Here is an 18,114-nt window from a genome sequence, read left to right as displayed (position 1 = left end):
TTATTTATTTCGTATCTTCTTTTTTAATAACATCTTCAATACTATCTTGTTTTTGTTGTTTGTTATGAGTTTTGATAAATCTAATAGTTTCAATAATTAAAACTATAATTCCTGCTCCAATAAGCATTGCTGAAACAATAACATATGCTGGTCAAGAAATACCCAATGTTTTTTCTCCGATAAAACAAATAATAATTCCGGCAATAAAAAACAATGATGAAACTCCAAATATTTTCAAAAACATAATCATATCTTTAATAGTTACTTTTGGCATAATACCATCTCCTTCCTAACTTACTTTTTTTCTTTCAATATACAATCCTTTAATTTCAACACTATTTGATATTGATGATAATTTAAACTCACCGTTGGAAAATAATTGAATGGTAATTCAACGACTTGGATTATTTCCATATGATATTCCACTTGCTAATTGACCTTTAAAGTTTATATGCGTAATTATATATAGTTCTATCTCAAGCGTTGTATAACACCATAAACGATAATAATATTCTGACTTATTAAAATTTTTAATTTTATATCCTTTAGAATCTTGAACAAAATCACTAGTATCAACAACTTTTCAATCATTTGATATTTTAGGTAAATCTTTTTTCTGTAAATAAAATTTATCTAAATATTTAGTAGTACCAAATGTATCATGAGTACTTTCAATTCCCGCAACTGTACTATCAATAATCATATAATCAGCAGTATTTTTACCACCTTCAAAACTAGGGTCTCAAATTCTTAATTCCCCGTTTTCAGCATTAAAATCAGCATTAACACGATCACTACTATTAGGTAACAAAGTTATTTTATTTTGTTTTAAATCTGAAACCATTAATTCATCAGCAGTATTTTTAATAATTGTTTTATTATCAATTTTAATATCACTACCACCACTTTGTTTTGCTTTTCAGACACCATTTTTTCATAAATAGTATCATTATCAAAGGGAACATTTATTTCATTATTGTTATTTTTAACAATAGTTTTATTGTCAATCTTAGTTTTTTCTTTTTCTATTAAAGCATCAACTTCTAATTGAGTATAATATGATTCTAAATCAATCATTGTTAAATCAATACCTTCTTCTTAAAAAGTACGAAACATTTTCTTTAAAGTTGTTAAATTAGCCAATGATTTTGCATAGGTAGGCAATAGACCTTGTCAAATAATCATGGGGTCATTTTGCGATGAATAATTAATATCTCCAACACTCATATTTGCCGAAGTAAAAAATTCAATTGGAATGCAGTTAAATGTTCAATGCACAATCGTAATAAACACCATATTAATACAAATTTTCTTTAATAATGGATCTTTAAATGTTTCAAACTTTAGTTTTGAAAATGGATAGTTTAAGTAAGAATTAATCATATTTTGGGCTCTTAAAGCAAATGTTTTAAATCATAATTCTACACATCACCTTTAAAAAACTTATTATAACGAACTGGAACTTGTGTAATTTTACCTGTCATTGGAATAAAATTATTATAATTTTCCAAAGTAACATTTTGTCATAATTCATTTAACATTTAATCATCTCCTTATCATTTACTTTTTTTAGAATATATTTTCTTTAATATAAATTTTTTACTATTTAGTAATGTTTTTGTTTTAATTGTTTTGTTTAAATCTTGTTTTGTTCTGAGTTGTTTATATGCTTGAAATACTAGTCCATTACCTAACAAACTAGTAACCGCACTATCTTCTAGCGTATTTAACAATTTATATTTATTAAAGTTATTTTTAAATTGTTCTTGCATTTTTAATATCTTAGCAATTGTCCGATATATTTTAAAACTATTTTTTACTACTTGCTGATAAACAAGTGGGGCAAAAGAAACTAAATTAAACAAACTTGTTTTTTTAAATCCCCAACCAATAAACCACTCACTGTTCATATAGAATTTAAACGGTTCAGGAGCCAAAACAAACTGTTCTGCTTTGATTAAAGTTGTCATAACGACAATAGGGACATATTTAGGATTTTTATAATATATTGTTAAAGCAACTTCACCCACAACTGATAAAGGAACAATTTTAACTGCTAAAAAACATCAGAACCATAAGCAAAAGGTAATAATTGACCTTTTTTAATAGCCTTAGTTTCAAATTTAGATAATATTTTTTTAGTTTTATCAGTAATTTTACTAATTACTTTTTGTTTAATAGTAATTATTTGTTTTTCAATTGGGGCTAATAATTTTTTAGTTACTTTTTGAATATAAAAATTTGGGTTTAAATGATTTAAAATTTTATTTAATTTAATTGGTGTTTGATGAAAAATATTTAATAATTTATTATTATATATTTTACTGCCCCGCATTAAATTAGCATTTAATATTAGGTTTTTACCAACACCTTTTTTATGAAGATTAGTCATTATGTTATATCACTCATTAGTATTAATTTTGCTTATTTTATCAATATTTAATCCATATTCAGACAATCATTTATTAGCATTTATTTCATTTATGCGTGGTATTTTTTGAACTAATGTAGGACTTATTTTTTGAATATTTTTTTCAATTTTTAATAAATTATTAATTGTTTCTAATTTAGAAACTTTAAAACTCTTATAAAAATCATTTCGGGATAATTTTCCAATTGTATATAATAAAGTTTCATTATTAGCTTGTTTTGTAAAATCAAATATTAATTTATCAGATAAAATCTTTTTACCTCTAACTTGTCTTACAACATCTTCTAAATTATTAGCAGTTATTACACCTAATTTTTCAAGTAGTTTAGTTTCTTTCGCTAATTTTAAAATTTTAGTTGTTCGAGCAGCACGCGTTAATTTTCCAATACCACCAATTGCTGGTAGCAAATTTAAGACAGTACTTTTTACTGTCACTTCTGATGTTAATTTATCGTATATTTGATTTACGGCAAAATCGGTTGCTGTTTTTATTCCAAATGAGATAAATGCTGCGGCAAAATTAGATAATCTCGCACTAAGACCAACAGCCGAAGCAATACCACCAGTTAAAACTGATAAACCAAGAGCTAAAACTTGAATTCCTAAAAATTCTAATAACTGTAAACCAAAACTTTTTTCTTGTTGTTGGATTGACAATCTAGTTCGATTTTTTTAACAGCATAAATAAGGGCTGTTTTAGATGTTCCAATTGGCATATCTATCAAACGAAAAAGTACTATTTTTTAGTACTATTAAGAATTTTTAATTTTAACATCAATCGGAGATATTTGACCAGTAGCGTTGTTTTTACCATCAATTTGAACAGAAACAGTTTTATCATTTGTAATATTAATTGGTCAATCTTCACCTTTACTTTCAACAAAGTAATCAAAATCACTTTCAGTTAAAGAACTATTTACTGCTTTTACTGCTTTTAAAACAACATCTTTAAATTGTGATTTTAACTGTTCGACTGTTGCTTTTGTTGGGTCTGTAACATGAATATTTGGTTTATCTATTTTATTAATTTTACTAATATCAATTTTTGAAACAATATGTTTAATAATTCCTTTGGGTTCAACCACTGCTCCACCTAAATATAAAACTCTTTCCATAATTAAAGTATTACCCATTACAGTACCCAATGCAGCTGCACCAACTCTTAATGGAGTATGGTCTTTTTTGTGTAAGATAAGAGGGTCATATTTTTTACTAAATTTAAAGGCAATTGCATTAACACCATCTGGTAATAGAGTAATTGTTCCTTCTGAATCATCTTTATTAATAATTGGTAATTTTTTAGGAACCATATAATATGTTGTTCCTTCAACAGTTTTCATTGCTCCGCTTGTTTCAATTACATTGTTTATTTGGTCATTTGCTCCAAGTTGTAACTGTAATTTATTACGAATTCCACGAATAAAATCAGCCGAACCTAAAACAACTGTTTCTGATGGGGTAAATCCATTTTCATATATTTTATCCATAATTTCATTGTGAATTTGTAAAGCATTAGTATCATCTGCTTTTTGGCCTTGAATGGTTGTAACTACTCCTTTATTAATAATTTCTAAAATTTTATTACGTTTATAAGCAACCTCAGTATCCATTGCTTCTTCAATATCAGCAGCCCAAAGATTAGGGTTAAAATCACTTTCTACAGGGTCTAATTTACGAGCAAAAGTTAAAATTGTATCTAATTCAACAATTCCATCATCAAATTCTACTTCTGAATAATTTAATAATTTATCATCAGTATTAAATACTTTCCCATCTTTACCAGAACCTTCATTATATTTAATATTTTTCTTTCTTTTATATGCTAAACTAAATTTACTTGCATCTTTTCATGCAAATAATGCTTCTCAACTAAATTTTTGTTGATAAGTTTGTAAATATCATTGTTCAAATGTTTCTCGATCTCGTTTTGTTGCTTGATTAGCAATATCTCCGAAAATTCTTTGTGGGTTTTGTGCCATAATTTTATACCTTCTTTCTTATTTATTAAATACATTGTCTGTATCTAAAATATTGTTTTCTTTGTTTTTTACTTTTTGTACGCCACCAGTATTAACTGTTTGTACCTTAATTAATTCATCATAAACACTTTGCAATTGTGTTTTAATGATTTCAATATCATCAGTAATATCATAAGACTTTAATAAAACATTTTTAAATTCTTCATTATCAGTTAAAGAATTAATAAAGTCAATTACTTCAATTTGTTTTAATTGAATTGTTTGTTGTTCAATTTGTGAAGTTAATTCAGTATTTTTTGTTTGTAGTTCGTTGATTTGCTGATTACTATTTTCTAAATTAATTGCATTAAATTCTTCAACTTCAGCAGTATTTTCTAAAATAATTTCAGCAGTTTTAATATCTAAACTACCATCTTCATTTTTAATAGGTTCACTATTTTCATTAATAAGAACATATTTTACATTTTTTAATGCCATTGTTTTTCCTCCTATTTTTTAATATTTGTATTTGTTCTTTTTCTAATCGCTTTTTGTATAATTTCAAAACTGTCTACTCTAAAAGACAAAAAAAGCGTTTAGTTTTTATATTTAACTGATTAAATACTGAGCCTTTAATTTTTATCTCATCATCTTTTTTTAATTTCAAAAACTCAGTTAAAATAGATGGGTTATATATTGATAATGTTGAGTAATTTAATCCTTCTCACTGACATTTAGCCGAGCAAGCATCAACTTCAACACCACCAGCAACCAGTGCCTTAATCTTAGTTTTAATCGGATTTTCATGTAATCTAACAGTTAATTCTAACTTATTAACTTTTTTATTTTTTATTTTAGGTTTATTAGTTATTGATTTTTTAGGTAAATTACTTTTTGTTTGTGCCATTTTTTCAACTCCTTTTGCTAAAAAATACTGTAAATGTTTTCAAGCATCGTGTTCGTGCTCTGACATTTTAATATTTCCTTTATAAATATAATTTTTCTTAATGACTGGTGATTGCAAAATATATTTTAAATTAAATAGATATTTGCATAAAATTTTTAAACCACCAATAAATTTAGGAGTAGATAATGGATTTTTTATTTTTAAACCCTTATGAAGTTGATAATCTTCAATTATTACAATAACTTTATTTAAATAAGAACAAATTTTATTTTTAAACTCATTTAATATTAAATACATATTATTTATTTCTTCTTCTTCATTTTTGGAATTAAAAGTAATATTATTAATTATTTTCTTTTGCAAAACATTATAAATAATAATACCAGTTTGTCCAATTCCAGCAGGGTCAATTGCAATAATATATTTTAATTTATTTGTTTTATTTTTTTGTCAATTTGTCATATTTTTCATCCATCGGATGCTAAATCTAAAATATCGTTAATTTTATAATATTGCATATATGAAACAATAACATCTCACTTGTCTTTAAATAAATTTAAGTACATTTTGGCTCATTCTAAACATTGCAAATCACAATGCTTTTTATGATGTGAAATACGACAATTAATAGGTTGACAATTAACTCAATCAAATGATGTTGTTATTTCATTTCAAGTTTTATTAATATATTTACTTTTATATTCTGTCATTTATCTATACTCCTTAATTCTTTTTATTTGTTGATCAAATTTCATCATTAATATCATTTACTGTTACCAGATAAGCTTGTATCATTAATTCTTGTAATTTATTTTTAATTTTTTTATTTCATTTTTTCATCAAATATTTTTCTTTCTGTAAAAAAACATAATATTCCTTTATTGGTTAATATTTTGATATTTAGTAAATAATTTATTTTAATATTTAATTACTTCGCCGCCCGCTCCACTTTGAAGGTGAGCGGGGGCGGATAGGATATTTTGATAGAGTTTACCCCCATACGGAAATAAACAAAAAACAGTTTATCCAGTTATTAATTACGCTTCATCCATCCCTACACAACTTTATATAAAGAAAATAACCTTTTAGAGTTCCAACCCTCTTGTTTTTTAGTGTCCGATATTGTTTTTTTCGGTTTAACAACACTCTTTTTATGAAAACAAACCAAAAAACACATGCTCTGACATTTCGCAAGTGATTAATCTTGCCGAAAATTAAAGAAATAAATAGGAGTAGTAAATCCAATCGCTTTCACACTTTCTTTAAGGCTTCGTGCCATAGATGAGTTATCCATCTTTAAGCATCAAAAAATATTAAGTTTTAGTATTGCATTATTCATCAGATAGTACCTTTATTAAAAATGATATTATTAGTTGTTAAACCGAAAAAATATAATAAATCACAGAAAGGAAATTATAAAAATTAACTAGTTTGTAGGGCAAAATAGGTTAATTTTTAATTTTAAAGATACTATCTGATGAATAATGCAAATAAAAAAATCGTTCTAATAAGCGATTACTTTAATTTGTATTTAATTACTTTATTTATAATTTTTATAAAAACTAAGCTTTTTTCCGATTACCAAAAAATTACTTACAAAATAATACTTTTTTAAATGATATTAAAATAGAAAATGATTATCTTTATTCATTAGTACAAAATAATGAAGAAGAAAATATATATAAATTAGATTATAATAAAAAAGAAGATACTTTTATTAGAGATAGTATTTTTTTAAGATTTAATACATTTTTAACAAATATTAATCAATACATTAAAAACAAATATTCTAATTATTATATAAATTATGAACCAATTAATTATGATATTAATGAACTTTATATAACAATTAAATTTATTGATTTAAATAAAATTAATGAAAAAAATGAAAGTAACTTTAATAATTCAATTTTAAAAGTTGTATCTTGTGAATTTGAATTTAATTATCAAATTAAATATAAAAAACAAATAAAAATAGCAAATTTTACAACAAATTTTAATATAACAAATAATAATAAAGGATTTAATATTTTGAAAAAAAGAAATCATAAATTATTTTGATCAAAAAATATCTTCATTTTTTATTAATAAACAATTAATAGAATTCGCAGAAAAAGATTTTAAAACTTTATATAATGAATTTAAAATTGATTTAAAAGTTAATGAAAACAATGTTAATGATATATTTACTAAAATTTTACAAAATTTTATAAAAGAAAATAATATTGAAGGAATTACTTATAATAAAGGGAAATTTATAAATTTAGAATCTTATCTATTTAATGACATATATGATCGTGGAGACTATCACAATAATATTAAAGGCAAAAGATTAGAACATCAATTAAATTTATGAATTAAAAAAGATGAAAAAGAAGAAGATTTAATTAATAATTTTATTCAACAATATAAAAATAAAATAGTACCAAAACTAAATGGTAAAATTATTGAATTAGCAAAATTTAGTTTTAATATGAATTATATTAATATTTATGGTTTATCATTAAATGGAAGATATCAATATACATCAGGAAAAAACTTTCTTTCAACTTTTCAATTAAGAGAAAAAGATATCAATAATAAGTTATCTGAATTTGCAAAAAAAATATTAGAATTTTTAAATTATTACAAAGTAGTAGAATACTGAAATAACGAAATAAAACAATTTAAAGTTTTTGAAGAATTTTGAAATATATTAATAGAAAATATCAAAGAAAAAAAATTAACAACAATGAACTTAACATCAAAATTATGGGAAAATTTCAAAAATAATAATATTAACATAAATGAAAAATCATTTAAAATTATCCCAGAGACAGTATGATATTCAAAACCAGTTTTTCTTAATAAAGAAGAAAATAAAATATTTTTTAATGGCGGAGGATATGAAACTTATTTTATATTTTACCAATCATTTATATATAAACCATTTTATTATTTATATAAAACTTCAATGAAATATGAAATTATAAAATAATTATTTTAGTAGACCAAATGCGACAAAATGAATTAATTACTACTAGATTAGATAATTGAACAATGGAGCCAATAAGAGCGATAACTGAATATGATAATGTTGATGAATTAGAAGCAATCAAATATTATGAAAAAATTGAAAAATACTGAGATAAAAGGCATGCCCAAGAGATAAAACATAATAATAAATTAATGGAATATTATGAAACTGGTAATAATCAAAATGCCGTACAAGGTAGAACAGAAATAAAGGAGAATTAACAAATGCAAAAAAATAGTCCAGCAGCTATGCAATGATTAAGAACAGGAGCAGGTGCTACTGCAATAGATATAAGAGAAAGTATAAAAGAACATAGACATTGAATGGTATTTCCTTTTAATGTTTATAGTTCATATATTCCTGATACTGAAACAGGTTGAAAACCCAATAATGCTAAACCAAGTGATTATGGTAGTTATTCAAGAATATTTGATAATATGGAAAGTACGATTGCTCAATGACAAGATACTTTAAAAATAGTCCAAAAATATAAAGGTCAAGAAATTAATATATTAACAATTGATGATTTTAAAAATCAACCAATTAACTCAACAATATGAGCCAATAATGAAACACCTTTTGCGATAAAATTAAAAGATAAAAATAATAATCTTTATTGAAAATTAATTGATGGTGAAAATATTTATGATATTAATAAAATGTTAGAATACTTAAACCAATATAAATTAAGTTATTTTATTAATAATGATAATAAAGCTGATAACTTTTATACAAAAGAGGTTAAAGTTGGTAAATATTAAGATACTTATATGGTTGATGATATAAGTTCTATTAAATTTGGTGATGCTAAATTTGAACAAGTATTTACTCAACAATCAACAGAATGACAATATACTTTATTAATTTTAGATGAAGATATTACTAAATTAAATATTAATGATTATTATAATTTTTATACTGTATTTGATGACCGTGGTTTAAATATTAGTGGTGGTGATATTAATTCTGCACCTCAAGATAGACAATGATTATATCCATCAAATGTTATTAATTATTATTCCGTAGAAGATGGTGATTTCTTATGACAAGAAATTACTTTTTTAAGTATTAATAACAAAATTAGTAATAGTGGTTTAATCAGTACGACAATTTATTCAAACAAGTGCCCCAGGTGAAGGTTATTGTTTTCCTAAAATAACTTATGATGAAAAACTAAATAAAGGTATTGTTGAATTAGATGAGATTTTATTAAAAGACCCAGGTGTTAGAGCAATGGCAGTTAAATTTTATGGTAATCCAATCTTTTTTGATATGCCAGTTATTGGCCGACCAATTATTAAAGGTCAATTTAATAAAAAAGTAATGAATTCAAGAGATTTATTAATGTATAACATGTTTCCTGCACCACCTGATAAAATAAATACTTATGCTTCACCCGAAGTAAGTTGATATAACATTCAAGGGATACAACCAACTATTATTACTGGATATAAAGATTGAAAAGAACATATTCAATCAATGTCTGATTTTTGAATTGAAAAAAATAATGAGGGTATGATAATAACAGATAAAGCAAGTTCAACAGCAACTAATCCAACTGTTGGAACAACTATTAAGGAAGAAAATTCAAATTCTAAACCTTATTGGTCTAAAAATTGAATGATTACTCCACCAGATAAAGTAAAAGTAAATAGTGGAACTATTAATAACATTATTAGTACCCAAGCATCATCATATTTTAGAAGAAAAGATGAATTTGGTAATACTGTTGATCAAGTTCAAATTGAATATAATAAAATGGGTGCATGTAATGTTTGAGATATCTTAAATATGAATAATTTTATTAATCGTCAAATTACAGTATTACCTTTAAACTATACGCAAAAATTAGTATTTAATCCTTTTACGATACCTGTTATTGGAAAGTTTTTAAACTTTGTTTCGTTCGGTATTCCTTGGGACTGAATTGGTAATTTAACAATTACACAAGATGATAAATGACCTAATTTCCCGTGACTTAATGGTTTTATGAGTTCTAATGTTTATAGTTTTTATAACGATGCCTTTTGAGATGATAAAGCTGCTGGTAAAGGTTATTTACCATTTGAAATATTTAGAAAACAAGGGAATGATAAAATTGGTGCTATGATTGGTGCTAATGCTACTAGTTTTAGTTTTACTACTTTATTAACTGATAAAATACAAGGTAATGTTTTAGAAAAAGATGGTAAACCAACTGAACGAATAACTTATTCAACTTACAATTTAAAACAATTAAACCCTAAAACTAATCGCATATATTTAATTAATGAATTAGTAAGATCAGTGTAGATGCTCAAACACTAGTTAGTGATAGTGAAAAAGATAATAATTGCGAATTCTTACAAACACCTGATGGGACAAATTGTAGTTATATTATTGATATGTTTTCAATACAAGCATTATATAAAGGTAATTTTGAAATTATCTTTTATGCTGATAACCCATATACTAACAATGAAGAAGATTATTTAAAATTATCAGTATGAAGTTTTCGTGGTAAAACAAAAAGCGTATTAAATAATTATTTACGAGATATGACAACGAATTATAAAACTAGTTTCTTATTACCACATGATTATGAAATACCAACATTTAATTACCCACAATATGTTCTTCCACCAGTTCCATATAACTATAAACCTTATATCAAAGATATTATGCCTTCCGATGTAGTACTACCATTAAAAACTAAAATTATTGCACCAGCTCAATGTAAAGAAAACTTTCCTCCCGTTAATTTATTTGATGATACAGCAGAACATAATGCTTATTATGAAACTGAAATTGATTTAAAACAAATTGACCCAACAATTCAAAGTATTAGTAAATTTCAAGATGCTTATAAAACTATTGAAATAAGTAATCTTAATAATTTACAAGTAGAATGTGGACGACCTAATATAGAAAATTTTATTCCTGATAGAAATGTTGATATTTTGGGTGGTTTAAACTGTAATATTAATTTGGGTTCATTAGCAAATATAACTTTACAAGAAAGTGGTCGTTTACAAACAGATAAAGTTAATTTTGATAATATAAGAACTTTATATACAAAAAATATAAATAATAATAATTCAAACATTTAAACCTATTGCATATACTAATGGTTTACAGGGTGATGATTACGAAAATAGATATTTTGCTTCTGATAAAAGAGTAGTTTTAGATTTTTTACTTCAAATAACAAAATTATCTAATAATGATAGCGGTAAAATAAAAGAAACATATTTACAAGCATATTACACTAATAATGTAAAATTAAAAATTAGAATATCAAAAATTATAAATATAAATTTATTATTAGATAGCACAATGCATTGAAAATATTTTGGTAATAACAAAAATATTGTATTGGATGTTGATAATCCAAATGTACTAGGCATTAGGAATAAAAGTGAAAACCCAGTCAAAATTACATTTATACCAAGATAAAGAAAAAAAGAGATTTAATAATCTCTTTTTATTATTTATTATTCCTTAACTTTTAAATTATCCTCTTTATCAATTTTAGGTAAATTGAGTTCATCATTGCCTAAATATTGATAAATTCCTTTGAAGTTGCTAACTCCTCTTTCTCACGGTGAAACATTATTTCAATCTCCATTAAAATTAATAAGTCCTATTGTATAGTATTTTCTTTCAATATCATTTACATTGCTTGTTAATCAATATACTATACTTTTTTTGAATTCGATGCTCCAAAAATATAATTTGGCTTAATTTCTTTATTTTGAAATTTAAATATTTCTCAATTATCTTCTAAATTTAATTTAGCAATAATAATATATCATTTATTATCAGCTACATTAAATTTTTCTTCTCTGTAACATATTCTTTCAAAATCACTAATAATTTGGTAGTCGGAAAAAAGTTTAGGTTTTATAAAAATTATAAATAAAGTAATTAAATACAAATTAAAGTAATCGCTTATTAGAACAATTTTTTTATTTGCATTATTCATCAGATAGTATCTTTAAAATTAAAAATTAACCTATTTTGCCCTACAAACTAGTTAATTTTTATAATTTCCTTTCTGTGATTTATTATATTTTTTCGGTTTAACAACTAATAATATCATTTTTAATAAAGGTACTATCTGATGAATAATGCAATACTAAAACTTAATATTTTGATGCTTAAAGATGGATAACTCATTTATGGCACGAAATCTTAAAGAAAGTGTGAAAGCGATTGGATTTACTCTCCTATTTATTTCTTTAATTCTCGACAAGATTAATCACTTGTGAAATGTCAGAGCATGTGTTTTTTGGCTTGTTTTCATAAAAAAGTGCTGTTAAACCGAAAAAAACAATATCGGACACTAAAAAAACAAGAGGGTTGGAACTCCAAAAGGTTATTTTCTTTATATAAAGTTGTGTAGGGATGGATGAAGCGTAATTAATAACTGGGTAAACTGTTTTTTTATTTCCGTATGGGGTAAACTCTATCAAAATATCCTATCCGCCCCCGCTCACTCCCCAAAGTGGAGCGGGCGGTGAAGTAATTAAATACTAAAATAAATTACAAGAATTAATGATATGTGCTTATCCAGTAACTGCAAATAATATTAATGATGAAATTTAATCAACAAATAAAAAAATTAAGGAGTATAGATAAATGACAGAATATAAAAGTAAATATATTAATAAAACTTGAAATGAAATAACAACATCATTTGATTGTTGAGTTAATTGTCAACCTATTAATTGTCGTATTTCACATCATAAAAAGTATTATGATTTGCAATGTTTAGAATGAGCAAAAATGTACTTAATTTTATTTGAAAACAAATGAGATATTATTGCTTCTTATATGCAACATTACAAAATTAACGATATTTTAGATTTAGCATCAGATGGATGAAAAATATGACAAATTGACAAAAAAATAAACCAGATAAATTAAAATATATTATTGCAATTGACCCTGCTGGAATTGGTCAAACTGGTATTATTATTTATAATGTTTTACAAAATAAAATAATTAATAACATTACTTTTAATTCCAAAAATGAAGAAGAAGCAATAAATAATATGTATTTAATATTAAATGAGTTTAAAAATAAAATTTGTTCTTATTTAAATAAAGTTATTGTAATAATTGAAGATTATCAACTTCACAAAGGTTTAAAAATAAAAAATCAATTATCTACTCCTAAATTCATTGGTGGTTTAAAAGTTTTATGCAAATATCTATTTAATTTAAATTATGTTTTACAATCACCAGTTGTTAAGAAAAATTATATTTATAAAGGAAATATTAAAATGACAGAGCAGGAATTAGATGCTTGAAAACATTTACAATATTTTTTAAAAAAGAAAGTGATAAATAATGACAATAACAGAATCAATTAAATTTAACAAACTTAAAGAAGAAAATGAAACACTTAAAAAAGAACTTGCTAAAAAAGAACAAGAAATAAATAGTTTCAAACAACAAATAGATATGGCACATAATTTTAATCAAAATTTAGGTAGTGAAATTGAAGAATTAAAACAACAACAATTATATAAAGAAGATTTTTACAAAAATCCATATTCAACAGGTTCTATCGATTGAATATTAGTTGACAGTTCAAAATATGACAAATTATCTAATAAGGATGTTAAATAATGTCTCAAACAAAAAATAATTTACCTAAAAAATCAATAACTAATAAACCTAAAATAAAAAATAAAAAAGTTAATAAGTTAGAATTAACTGTTAGATTACATAAAAATCCTATTAAAACAAAAATTAAGGCTCTTGTTGCTGGTGGTGTTGAAGTTGATGCTTGTTCGGCTAAATGTCAGTGAGAAGGATTAAATTACTCAACATTATCAATATATAACCCATCTGTTTTAAATTAGTTTTTGAAATTAAAAAAAGATGATGAGATAAAAATTAAAAGCTCAGTATTTAATCAGTTAAATATAAAAACTAAACGCTATTTTTTTGTCTTTTAGAGTAGATAGTTTTGAAATTATACAAAAAGCGATTAGAAAAAGAACAAATACAAATATTAAAAAATAGGAGGAAAAACAATGGCATTAAAAAATGTAAAATATGTTCTTATAAATGAAAATAATGAACCTATTAAAAATGAAGATGGTAGTTTAGATATTAAAACTGCTGAAATTATTTTAAAAAATACTGCTGAAGTTGAAGAATTTAATTCAAGTAATTTAGAAAATAATAATCAGCAAATCAACGAACTACAAACAAAAAATACTGAGTTAACTTTACAAATTGAACAACAAACAATTCAACTAAAACAAATTGAAGTAATTGATTTTATTAATTCTTCAACTGATAATGAAGATTTTAAAAATGTTTTATTAAAATCTTATGATATTACTGATGATATTGAAATCATTAAAACACAATTGCAAAATGTTTATGATGAATTAATTAAGGTACAAACAGTTAATACTGGGGGCGTACCAAAAGTAGAAAACAAAGAAAACAATATTTTAGATACAGGCAATGTATTTAATAAATAGAAAGAAGGAATAAAAATATGGATCCAAAAACAATTTTTGGCGATATTGCTAATCAAGCAACACAAAGAGACCGAGAAACATTTGAACAATGATATTTACAAACTTATCAACAAAAATTTAGTTGAGAAACTTTATTTGCGTGAAAAGAAGCAAATAAATTTGGTTTAACATATAAAAGAAAGAAAAATATTAAATATAATGAAGGTTTGGGAAAAGATGGACAAGTATTTAATACCGATGATAATCTTCTAAAATATTCAACAGTAGAATTTGAAGATGGAGTTGTTGAATTAGATACAATTTTAACTTTTGCTCGTAAATTAGATCCTGTAGAAAATGATTTTAATCCTAATCTTTGGGCTACCGATATTGAGCAAGCAATGAATACTGAGGTTGCTTATAAACGCAATAAAATTTTAGAAATTATTAATAAAGGAACAGTTACAACTATTCAAGGCAAAAAAGCAGATGATACAAATGCTTTACAAATTCATGATGAAATTATGGATAAAATATATGAAAACGGCTTTACTCCATCAGAAACAATTGTTTTAGGTTCGGCTGATTTTATTCGTGGAATTCGTAATAAATTACAGTTACAACTTGGAGCAAATGACCAAATAAATAGTGTAATCACAACAAGTGGAGCAATAAAAACTGTTAAAGGAACAACATACTATATGGTTCCTAAAAAATTACCAATTATTAATAAAGATGGTTCAGAAGGAACAATTAAATTATTGCCAGATGGTGTTAATGCAATTGCCTTTAAGTTTAGCAAAAAATATGACCCTCTTATTTTACGCAAAAAAGATCATACTCCGTTAAGAGTTGGTGCTGCTGCATTAGGTACTGGAATGGGTAATACTTTGATTATGGAAAGAGTTTTATATTTAGGTGGAGCAGTGGTTGAACTAAAAGGAATTATTAAACATATTGTTTCAAAAATTGATATTAGTAAAATCAATAAATTAGATAAACCAACTATTCATGTTGCAGACCCAACAAAAGCAACAGCCGAACAGTTAAAACTACAATTTAAAGATGGTGTTTTAAAAGCAGTAAAAGCAGTAAATAGTTCTTTAACTGAAAGTGATTTTGATTACTTTATTGAAAGTGCTGGTGTTGATTGACCAATAAATATTACAAATGATACCAAGGTTTTTGTCCAAATTGAAGATAAAAACAACACTACTGGTCAAACAAATCCGATTGATGTTAAAATTAAAAATTCTTAATAGTACTAAAAAATAGTACTTTTTCGTTTGATAAATGATATGCCAATTGGAACATCTAAAACAACCCTTATTTATGCTGTTAAAAAATCCAACTAGATTGTCAATCCAACAACAAGAAAAAAATTTTGGTTTACAGTTATTAGAATTTTTAGGAATTCAAGTTTTAGCTCTTGGTTTATCAGTTTTAACTGGTGGTATTGCTTCGGCTGTTGGTCTTGGTGCGGGATTATCTAATTTTGCCGCAGCATTTATCTCGTTTGGAGTAGAAACAGCAACCGATTTTGCCGTAAATCAAATATATGATAAATTAACATCAGAAGTAACAGCAAAAAGTACTGCCTTAAATTTGTTACCAGCAATTGGTGGAATTGGTAAATTAACGCGTGCTGTTCGAACAACTAGAATTTTAAAATTAGCAAAAGAAACTAAACTACTTGAAAAATTAGGTGTAATAACTGCTAATAATTTAGAAGATGTTGTAAGGCAAGTTACAGGTAAAAAGATTTTATCTTCTAAATTAATATTTGATTTTACAAAGCAGGCTAATAATGAAACTTTATTATATACAATTGGAAAATTAGCCCGAAATGATTTTTATAAAGGTTTTAAAGTTTCTAATTTAGAAACAATTAATAATTTATTAAAAATTGAGAAAAATATTCAAAAAATAAGTCCTAAATTAGTTCAAAAAATACCACGCGTGAATGAAAAAAATGCTAATAAATGATTGTCTGAATATGGATTAAATATTAATAAAATAAGTAAAATTAATACTAATGAGTGATATAACATTATGACTAATCTTCATAAAAAAGGTGTTGGTAAAAATCTACTATTAAATGCTAATTTAATGCGGGGCAGTAAAATACATAATAATAAATTATTAAATATTTTTTATCAAACACCAATTAAATTAAATAAAATTTTAAATCATTTAAACCCAAATTTTTATATTCAAAAAGTAACTAAAAAATTATTAGACCCTATTGAAAAACAAATAATTACTATTAAACAAAAAGTAATTAGTAAAATTACTGATAAATCTAAAAAAATATTATCTAAATTTGAAACTAAGGCTATTAAAAAAGGTCAATTATTACCTTTTGCTTATGGTTCTGATGTTTTTTTAGCAGTTAAAATTGTTCCATTATCAGTTGCGGGTGAAGTTGCTTTAACAATATATTATAAAAATCCTAAATATGCCCTTATTGTCGTTATGACAACTTTAATCAAAGCAAAACAGTTTGTTTTGGCTCCTGAACCATTTAAATTCTATATGAACAGTGAGTGGTTTATTGGTTGGGGATTTAAAAAAACAAGTTTGTTTAATTTAGTTTCTTTTGCCCCACTTGTTTATCAGCAAGTAGTAAAAAATAGTTTTAAAATATATCGGACAATTGCTAAGATATTAAAAATTCAAGAACAATTTAAAAATAACTTTAATAAAGATAAATTGTTAAATACGTTAGAAGATAGTGCGGTTACTAGTTTGTTAGGTAATGGACTAGTATTTCAAGCATATAAACAACTCAGAACAAAACAAGATTTAAACAAAACAATTAAAACAAAAACATTACTAAATAGTAAAAAAATTATATTAAAGAAAATATATTCTAAAAAAAGTAAATGATAAGGAGATGATTAAATGTTAAATGAATTATGACAAAATGTTACTTTGGAAAATTATAATAATTTTATTTCAATGACAGGTAAAATTACACAAGTTCCAGTTTGTTATAATAAGTTTTTTAAAGGTGATATAGAATTATGATTTAAAACATTTGCTTTAAGAGCCCAAAATATGATTAATTCTTACTTAAACTATCCATTTTCAAAACTAAAGTTTGAAACATTTAAAGATCCATTATTAAAGAAAATTTGTATTAATATGGTGTTTATTACGATTAAACATTTAACCGCATTCCAATTGAATTTTTTACTTCGGCAAATATGAGTGTTGGTGATATTAATTATTCATCGCAAAATGACCCCATGATTATTTGACAAGGTCTATTGCCTACCTATGCAAAATCATTCGCTAATTTAACAACTTTAAAGAAAATGTTTCGTACTTTTTAA

The 18,114-nt window shown here is 24.3% G+C and carries 25 protein-coding genes; 14 read left to right on the top strand and 11 right to left on the bottom strand.

All coding sequences use genetic code 4. The annotated features are described in order from the left end of the window. Positions 1-4 precede the first annotated feature (4 nt). From ACZ91P_RS02490 to ACZ91P_RS02445, 10 genes are all read right to left on the bottom strand, one after another. Positions 5-274 carry a hypothetical protein gene (locus ACZ91P_RS02490; RefSeq protein ID WP_126821249.1) on the bottom strand — a complete coding sequence of 90 codons (270 nt, stop codon included), beginning with the start codon at positions 272-274 and terminating at the stop codon, positions 5-7. 15 nt (positions 275-289) lie between these two features. Further along, on the bottom strand, positions 290-844 hold the full coding sequence (locus tag ACZ91P_RS02485; RefSeq protein WP_465157862.1) for a hypothetical protein: 555 nt from the start codon (positions 842-844) through the stop codon (positions 290-292). Further along, positions 844-1,077, bottom strand: coding sequence for a hypothetical protein (locus ACZ91P_RS02480; protein ID WP_465157861.1), 234 nt, complete (start codon positions 1,075-1,077; stop codon positions 844-846). The genes ACZ91P_RS02485 and ACZ91P_RS02480 overlap by 1 nt, the downstream gene beginning before the upstream one ends. A 21-nt stretch (positions 1,078-1,098) precedes the next feature. Further along, the gene (locus ACZ91P_RS02475) at positions 1,099-1,383 is read right to left on the bottom strand and encodes a hypothetical protein (protein WP_465157860.1); all 285 of its coding nucleotides are present in this window, start codon (positions 1,381-1,383) and stop codon (positions 1,099-1,101) included. A gap of 170 nt (positions 1,384-1,553) precedes the next feature. After that, positions 1,554-2,030 (bottom strand): hypothetical protein, encoded by a 477-nt coding sequence (locus ACZ91P_RS02470; protein ID WP_465157859.1) that lies wholly within the window; start codon positions 2,028-2,030, stop codon positions 1,554-1,556. 26 nt (positions 2,031-2,056) lie between these two features. Further along, positions 2,057-3,088, bottom strand: a complete 1,032-nt coding sequence (locus ACZ91P_RS02465; protein WP_465157857.1) for a hypothetical protein — start codon at positions 3,086-3,088, stop codon at positions 2,057-2,059. A gap of 95 nt (positions 3,089-3,183) precedes the next feature. Continuing rightward, entirely contained in the window at positions 3,184-4,410 is a 1,227-nt protein-coding gene (locus ACZ91P_RS02460; RefSeq protein WP_465157856.1) for a hypothetical protein, read from the bottom strand. A gap of 18 nt (positions 4,411-4,428) precedes the next feature. Beyond that, on the bottom strand, positions 4,429-4,887 hold the full coding sequence (locus ACZ91P_RS02455) for a hypothetical protein (RefSeq protein WP_465157854.1): 459 nt from the start codon (positions 4,885-4,887) through the stop codon (positions 4,429-4,431). Positions 4,888-4,960: 73 nt separating this feature from the next. Continuing rightward, positions 4,961-5,758 (bottom strand): hypothetical protein, encoded by a 798-nt coding sequence (locus ACZ91P_RS02450; RefSeq protein ID WP_465157853.1) that lies wholly within the window; start codon positions 5,756-5,758, stop codon positions 4,961-4,963. Then, the gene (locus ACZ91P_RS02445) at positions 5,722-6,006 is read right to left on the bottom strand and encodes a hypothetical protein (RefSeq protein WP_465157852.1); all 285 of its coding nucleotides are present in this window, start codon (positions 6,004-6,006) and stop codon (positions 5,722-5,724) included. Before ACZ91P_RS02445 ends, ACZ91P_RS02450 begins: the two co-directional genes overlap by 37 nt. A 1,763-nt stretch (positions 6,007-7,769) precedes the next feature. Here ACZ91P_RS02445 and ACZ91P_RS02440 point away from each other — a divergent pair. The 6 genes from ACZ91P_RS02440 (at position 7,770) to ACZ91P_RS02415 (ending at position 11,401) form a co-directional block, all read left to right on the top strand. Beyond that, a complete protein-coding gene (locus ACZ91P_RS02440) occupies positions 7,770-8,273 on the top strand; it encodes a hypothetical protein (protein ID WP_465157851.1) in 504 nt (167 codons plus the stop codon). A 17-nt stretch (positions 8,274-8,290) separates the two neighbouring features. Next, complete coding sequence (locus tag ACZ91P_RS02435) at positions 8,291-8,533, top strand: hypothetical protein (RefSeq protein ID WP_465157850.1); 243 nt, start codon at positions 8,291-8,293, stop codon at positions 8,531-8,533. 3 nt (positions 8,534-8,536) lie between these two features. Next, positions 8,537-9,073, top strand: a complete 537-nt coding sequence (locus ACZ91P_RS02430; protein ID WP_465157849.1) for a hypothetical protein — start codon at positions 8,537-8,539, stop codon at positions 9,071-9,073. A 9-nt stretch (positions 9,074-9,082) separates the two neighbouring features. Then, complete coding sequence (locus tag ACZ91P_RS02425) at positions 9,083-9,466, top strand: hypothetical protein (RefSeq protein WP_465157848.1); 384 nt, start codon at positions 9,083-9,085, stop codon at positions 9,464-9,466. Positions 9,467-9,545: 79 nt separating this feature from the next. Then, positions 9,546-10,604, top strand: a complete 1,059-nt coding sequence (locus ACZ91P_RS02420) for a hypothetical protein (RefSeq protein ID WP_465157847.1) — start codon at positions 9,546-9,548, stop codon at positions 10,602-10,604. Positions 10,605-10,696: 92 nt separating this feature from the next. Continuing rightward, entirely contained in the window at positions 10,697-11,401 is a 705-nt protein-coding gene (locus ACZ91P_RS02415) for a hypothetical protein (protein WP_465157846.1), read from the top strand. Positions 11,402-11,988: 587 nt separating this feature from the next. Here the strand turns inward: ACZ91P_RS02415 and ACZ91P_RS02410 are convergent. Next, positions 11,989-12,276 carry a hypothetical protein gene (locus tag ACZ91P_RS02410; RefSeq protein WP_465157845.1) on the bottom strand — a complete coding sequence of 96 codons (288 nt, stop codon included), beginning with the start codon at positions 12,274-12,276 and terminating at the stop codon, positions 11,989-11,991. Between the two features lie 656 nt (positions 12,277-12,932). Here ACZ91P_RS02410 and ACZ91P_RS02405 point away from each other — a divergent pair. The 8 genes from ACZ91P_RS02405 to ACZ91P_RS02370 all read left to right on the top strand — a co-directional run bounded on the left by ACZ91P_RS02405 (position 12,933) and on the right by ACZ91P_RS02370 (position 18,082). After that, entirely contained in the window at positions 12,933-13,220 is a 288-nt protein-coding gene (locus tag ACZ91P_RS02405; protein WP_465157844.1) for a hypothetical protein, read from the top strand. Further along, positions 13,184-13,669, top strand: a complete 486-nt coding sequence (locus tag ACZ91P_RS02400) for a hypothetical protein (RefSeq protein ID WP_465157843.1) — start codon at positions 13,184-13,186, stop codon at positions 13,667-13,669. Before ACZ91P_RS02405 ends, ACZ91P_RS02400 begins: the two co-directional genes overlap by 37 nt. After that, entirely contained in the window at positions 13,647-13,928 is a 282-nt protein-coding gene (locus tag ACZ91P_RS02395) for a hypothetical protein (protein ID WP_465156213.1), read from the top strand. The genes ACZ91P_RS02400 and ACZ91P_RS02395 overlap by 23 nt, the downstream gene beginning before the upstream one ends. Then, a complete protein-coding gene (locus tag ACZ91P_RS02390) occupies positions 13,928-14,164 on the top strand; it encodes a hypothetical protein (protein WP_465156215.1) in 237 nt (78 codons plus the stop codon). The genes ACZ91P_RS02395 and ACZ91P_RS02390 overlap by 1 nt, the downstream gene beginning before the upstream one ends. 174 nt (positions 14,165-14,338) lie before the next feature. Then, positions 14,339-14,797: a hypothetical protein gene (locus tag ACZ91P_RS02385; RefSeq protein WP_465156217.1), complete on the top strand. Its 459-nt coding sequence runs from the start codon at positions 14,339-14,341 to the stop codon at positions 14,795-14,797. 17 nt (positions 14,798-14,814) lie between these two features. After that, positions 14,815-16,035 (top strand): hypothetical protein, encoded by a 1,221-nt coding sequence (locus tag ACZ91P_RS02380; protein ID WP_465156219.1) that lies wholly within the window; start codon positions 14,815-14,817, stop codon positions 16,033-16,035. A 73-nt stretch (positions 16,036-16,108) separates the two neighbouring features. Then, positions 16,109-17,668, top strand: coding sequence for a hypothetical protein (locus tag ACZ91P_RS02375; protein WP_465157842.1), 1,560 nt, complete (start codon positions 16,109-16,111; stop codon positions 17,666-17,668). A 12-nt stretch (positions 17,669-17,680) separates the two neighbouring features. Then, a complete protein-coding gene (locus ACZ91P_RS02370) occupies positions 17,681-18,082 on the top strand; it encodes a hypothetical protein (protein ID WP_465156223.1) in 402 nt (133 codons plus the stop codon). Positions 18,083-18,114: the final 32 nt, after the last annotated feature.

The sequence above is a fragment of the Spiroplasma endosymbiont of Halictus nicosiae genome, from assembly GCF_978018445.1.
Note: the sequence above shows the minus strand (reverse complement) of the source record. Positions and strands in the feature narration are given on the sequence as shown.